We start from the raw sequence: 5,713 nt of genomic DNA on the forward strand, positions 1-5,713 counted from the left end.
CGGCTGCCTAGTTACGTGGATCGACCGTACGAACTTTCTTTTCGCAGGCAAAAACAAAACCCCCAATTGCTTTCGCAATTGGGGTTTCGGAATTTAATCTTGACGATGACCTACTCTCACATGGGGAAACCCCACACTACCATCGGCGATGCATCGTTTCACTGCTGAGTTCGGGATGGGATCAGGTGGTTCCAACGCTCTATGGTCGTCAAGAAATTCGGGTACTGAGTCGTGACCAGATGGCCTCGCTTCAGCAAATTGGGTATGTGATAGCTTTCGGTGTTTTGTGATCATCTCGAACTTTCGGTTCGTTTCGTCTTCACACACCGCAACTCGCTTCTTAAGCAAATTGCTTGGGTGTTATATGGTCAAGCCTCACGGGCAATTAGTATTGGTTAGCTCAACGCCTCACAGCGCTTACACACCCAACCTATCAACGTCGTAGTCTTCGACGGCCCTTTAGGGAACTCAAGGTTCCAGTGAGATCTCATCTTGAGGCAAGTTTCCCGCTTAGATGCTTTCAGCGGTTATCTTTTCCGAACATAGCTACCCGGCAATGCCACTGGCGTGACAACCGGAACACCAGAGGTTCGTCCACTCCGGTCCTCTCGTACTAGGAGCAGCCCCTCTCAAATCTCAAACGTCCACGGCAGATAGGGACCGAACTGTCTCACGACGTTCTAAACCCAGCTCGCGTACCACTTTAAATGGCGAACAGCCATACCCTTGGGACCGGCTTCAGCCCCAGGATGTGATGAGCCGACATCGAGGTGCCAAACACCGCCGTCGATATGAACTCTTGGGCGGTATCAGCCTGTTATCCCCGGAGTACCTTTTATCCGTTGAGCGATGGCCCTTCCATACAGAACCACCGGATCACTAAGACCTACTTTCGTACCTGCTCGACGTGTCTGTCTCGCAGTCAAGCGCGCTTTTGCCTTTATACTCTACGACCGATTTCCGACCGGTCTGAGCGCACCTTCGTACTCCTCCGTTACTCTTTAGGAGGAGACCGCCCCAGTCAAACTACCCACCATACACTGTCCTCGATCCGGATAACGGACCTGAGTTAGAACCTCAAAGTTGCCAGGGTGGTATTTCAAGGATGGCTCCACGCGAACTGGCGTCCACGCTTCAAAGCCTCCCACCTATCCTACACAAGCAAATTCAAAGTCCAGTGCAAAGCTATAGTAAAGGTTCACGGGGTCTTTCCGTCTAGCCGCGGATACACTGCATCTTCACAGCGATTTCAATTTCACTGAGTCTCGGGTGGAGACAGCGCCGCCATCGTTACGCCATTCGTGCAGGTCGGAACTTACCCGACAAGGAATTTCGCTACCTTAGGACCGTTATAGTTACGGCCGCCGTTTACCGGGGCTTCGATCAAGAGCTTCGCGTTAGCTAACCCCATCAATTAACCTTCCGGCACCGGGCAGGCGTCACACCCTATACGTCCACTTTCGTGTTTGCAGAGTGCTGTGTTTTTAATAAACAGTCGCAGCGGCCTGGTATCTTCGACCGGCATGAGCTTACGGAGCAAGTCCTTCACCCTCACCGGCGCACCTTCTCCCGAAGTTACGGTGCCATTTTGCCTAGTTCCTTCACCCGAGTTCTCTCAAGCGCCTTGGTATTCTCTACCCAACCACCTGTGTCGGTTTGGGGTACGGTTCCTAGTTATCTGAAGCTTAGAAGCTTTTCTTGGAAGCATGGCATCAACCACTTCGTCACCTAAAAGGTAACTCGTCATCAGCTCTCGGCCTTAGAATCCCGGATTTACCTAAGATTCCAGCCTACCACCTTAAACTTGGACAACCAACGCCAAGCTGGCCTAGCCTTCTCCGTCCCTCCATCGCAATAACTAGAAGTACAGGAATATTAACCTGTTTTCCATCGACTACGCTTTTCAGCCTCGCCTTAGGGACCGACTAACCCTGCGTCGATTAACGTTGCGCAGGAAACCTTGGTCTTTCGGCGTGGGTGTTTTTCACACCCATTGTCGTTACTCATGTCAGCATTCGCACTTCTGATACCTCCAGCAAGCTTCTCAACTCACCTTCACAGGCTTACAGAACGCTCCTCTACCGCATCACTTACGTGATACCCGTAGCTTCGGTGTATGGTTTGAGCCCCGTTACATCTTCCGCGCAGGCCGACTCGACTAGTGAGCTATTACGCTTTCTTTAAAGGGTGGCTGCTTCTAAGCCAACCTCCTAGCTGTCTAAGCCTTCCCACATCGTTTCCCACTTAACCATAACTTTGGGACCTTAGCTGACGGTCTGGGTTGTTTCCCTTTTCACGACGGACGTTAGCACCCGCCGTGTGTCTCCCATGCTCGGCACTTGTAGGTATTCGGAGTTTGCATCGGTTTGGTAAGTCGGGATGACCCCCTAGCCGAAACAGTGCTCTACCCCCTACAGTGATACATGAGGCGCTACCTAAATAGCTTTCGAGGAGAACCAGCTATCTCCGAGCTTGATTAGCCTTTCACTCCGATCCACAGGTCATCCGCTAACTTTTCAACGGTAGTCGGTTCGGTCCTCCAGTTAGTGTTACCCAACCTTCAACCTGCCCATGGATAGATCGCCCGGTTTCGGGTCTATTCCCAGCGACTAGACGCCCTATTAAGACTCGCTTTCGCTACGCCTCCCCTATTCGGTTAAGCTCGCCACTGAAAATAAGTCGCTGACCCATTATACAAAAGGTACGCAGTCACAGAACAAAGTCTGCTCCCACTGCTTGTACGCATACGGTTTCAGGATCTATTTCACTCCCCTCTCCGGGGTTCTTTTCGCCTTTCCCTCACGGTACTAGTTCACTATCGGTCAGTCAGTAGTATTTAGCCTTGGAGGATGGTCCCCCCATATTCAGACAAGGTTTCTCGTGCCCCGTCCTACTCGATTTCATGACTAAGAGATTTTCGCGTACAGGGCTATCACCCACTATGGCCGCACTTTCCAGAGCGTTCCGCTAATCTCAAAGCCACTTAAGGGCTAGTCCCCGTTCGCTCGCCACTACTAAGGGAATCTCGGTTGATTTCTTTTCCTCAGGGTACTTAGATGTTTCAGTTCCCCTGGTTCGCCTCTTGCACCTATGTATTCAGTACAAGATAACCATCTTATGATGGCTGGGTTCCCCCATTCAGACATCTCCGGATCAAAGTCTGTTTGCCGACTCCCCGAAGCTTTTCGCAGGCTACCACGTCTTTCATCGCCTCTGACTGCCAAGGCATCCACCGTATGCGCTTCTTCACTTGACCATATAACCCCAAGCAATCTGGTTATACTATGAAGACGACATTCGCCGAAAATTCGATAATACTCAATTAAGAGTAACTCACAAATTTTACCTTAGCCTGATCCGTTACCAGTGAAAGTAACGTTCAGTCTATCTTTCTATCACATACCCAAATTTTTAAAGAACGATCTAATCAAAAGACTAGAAATCAACATTCACCATCACAACAATGGAATGCTCATTTCTAAGCTTTAAACGCAGAAGCAGTAGTGGTGGAGCCAAGCGGGATCGAACCGCTGACCTCCTGCGTGCAAGGCAGGCGCTCTCCCAGCTGAGCTATGGCCCCGTATTTCTACAGGCGTTTCCCACACAAAATTGGTGGGTCTGGGCAGATTCGAACTGCCGACCTCACCCTTATCAGGGGTGCGCTCTAACCAACTGAGCTACAGACCCAATTTCGGGCTGCTTCTTATCGTCTTCTTCAATGAATCAAGCAATTCGTGTGGGAGCTTATGGAACAGCTGATGTCGTCGATTAAGGAGGTGATCCAGCCGCAGGTTCCCCTACGGCTACCTTGTTACGACTTCACCCCAGTCATGAATCACACCGTGGTAACCGTCCCCCCGAAGGTTAGACTAGCTACTTCTGGTGCAACCCACTCCCATGGTGTGACGGGCGGTGTGTACAAGGCCCGGGAACGTATTCACCGCGACATTCTGATTCGCGATTACTAGCGATTCCGACTTCACGCAGTCGAGTTGCAGACTGCGATCCGGACTACGATCGGTTTTATGGGATTAGCTCCACCTCGCGGCTTGGCAACCCTTTGTACCGACCATTGTAGCACGTGTGTAGCCCAGGCCGTAAGGGCCATGATGACTTGACGTCATCCCCACCTTCCTCCGGTTTGTCACCGGCAGTCTCCTTAGAGTGCCCACCATTACGTGCTGGTAACTAAGGACAAGGGTTGCGCTCGTTACGGGACTTAACCCAACATCTCACGACACGAGCTGACGACAGCCATGCAGCACCTGTCTCAATGTTCCCGAAGGCACCAATCTATCTCTAGAAAGTTCATTGGATGTCAAGGCCTGGTAAGGTTCTTCGCGTTGCTTCGAATTAAACCACATGCTCCACCGCTTGTGCGGGCCCCCGTCAATTCATTTGAGTTTTAACCTTGCGGCCGTACTCCCCAGGCGGTCAACTTAATGCGTTAGCTGCGCCACTAAGAGCTCAAGGCTCCCAACGGCTAGTTGACATCGTTTACGGCGTGGACTACCAGGGTATCTAATCCTGTTTGCTCCCCACGCTTTCGCACCTCAGTGTCAGTATCAGTCCAGGTGGTCGCCTTCGCCACTGGTGTTCCTTCCTATATCTACGCATTTCACCGCTACACAGGAAATTCCACCACCCTCTACCATACTCTAGCTTGCCAGTTTTGGATGCAGTTCCCAGGTTGAGCCCGGGGATTTCACATTCAACTTAACAAACCACCTACGCGCGCTTTACGCCCAGTAATTCCGATTAACGCTTGCACCCTCTGTATTACCGCGGCTGCTGGCACAGAGTTAGCCGGTGCTTATTCTGTCGGTAACGTCAAAACAATTACGTATTAGGTAACTGCCCTTCCTCCCAACTTAAAGTGCTTTACAATCCGAAGACCTTCTTCACACACGCGGCATGGCTGGATCAGGCTTTCGCCCATTGTCCAATATTCCCCACTGCTGCCTCCCGTAGGAGTCTGGACCGTGTCTCAGTTCCAGTGTGACTGATCATCCTCTCAGACCAGTTACGGATCGTCGCCTTGGTGAGCCATTACCTCACCAACTAGCTAATCCGACCTAGGCTCATCTGATAGCGCAAGGCCCGAAGGTCCCCTGCTTTCTCCCGTAGGACGTATGCGGTATTAGCGTTCGTTTCCGAACGTTATCCCCCACTACCAGGCAGATTCCTAGGCATTACTCACCCGTCCGCCGCTCTCAAGAGAAGCAAGCTTCTCTCTACCGCTCGACTTGCATGTGTTAGGCCTGCCGCCAGCGTTCAATCTGAGCCATGATCAAACTCTTCAGTTCAAACATCTTTGGGTTTTGAGAAAACCCTAAACTTGGCTCAGCAATCGTTGGTTACATCTTTGATTTCTCGCGGAGTAACTTGTGATGCTGATAATCTGTTGACTATCAGTCTGACTCCACAAGCACCCACACGAATTGCTTGATTCAGTTGTTAAAGAGCGGTTGGTTAAGATCTTTCGTCTCAACCGAGGCGCGCCATTCTACAGCAGCCTCATTTGCTGTCAAGTGATTATTTTCAGAAGTTTTTCAAGGATTTCCTTAACAACTTCAACCACTTGCGCTTCCGATCACTCGCTAGCGGGAGGCAAATTCTACAGCGTTACACGTCTGCTGTCAACACCTCTTTTTCTCCGCTTTCGACCAGAAGATCAAACGTAATAGAGCCTAACTAAACCGCTCTACCAATC

General features: G+C 50.9%; 2 tRNA genes and 3 rRNA genes. All 5 read right to left on the minus strand.

Going from position 1 to position 5,713, the window contains the following annotated elements:
- Positions 1–97 precede the first annotated feature (97 nt).
- The 5 genes from rrf to M1B34_RS30635 all read right to left on the minus strand — a co-directional run bounded on the left by rrf (position 98) and on the right by M1B34_RS30635 (position 5,306).
- A 5S ribosomal RNA gene (rrf, locus tag M1B34_RS30615) occupies positions 98–213 on the minus strand.
- A gap of 151 nt (positions 214–364) precedes the next feature.
- A 23S ribosomal RNA gene (locus tag M1B34_RS30620) occupies positions 365–3,256 on the minus strand.
- 248 nt (positions 3,257–3,504) lie between these two features.
- Positions 3,505–3,580 (minus strand) — tRNA-Ala (locus M1B34_RS30625).
- A gap of 30 nt (positions 3,581–3,610) precedes the next feature.
- Positions 3,611–3,687, minus strand: a tRNA-Ile gene (locus tag M1B34_RS30630).
- Positions 3,688–3,769: 82 nt separating this feature from the next.
- Positions 3,770–5,306, minus strand: a 16S ribosomal RNA gene (locus M1B34_RS30635).
- The 16S, 23S and 5S rRNA genes sit together here with 2 tRNA genes alongside, the layout of an rRNA operon.
- Positions 5,307–5,713: the final 407 nt, after the last annotated feature.

This window comes from Pseudomonas morbosilactucae (assembly GCF_023241715.1).
Classification (GTDB): Bacteria; Pseudomonadota; Gammaproteobacteria; order Pseudomonadales; family Pseudomonadaceae; genus Aquipseudomonas; species Aquipseudomonas morbosilactucae.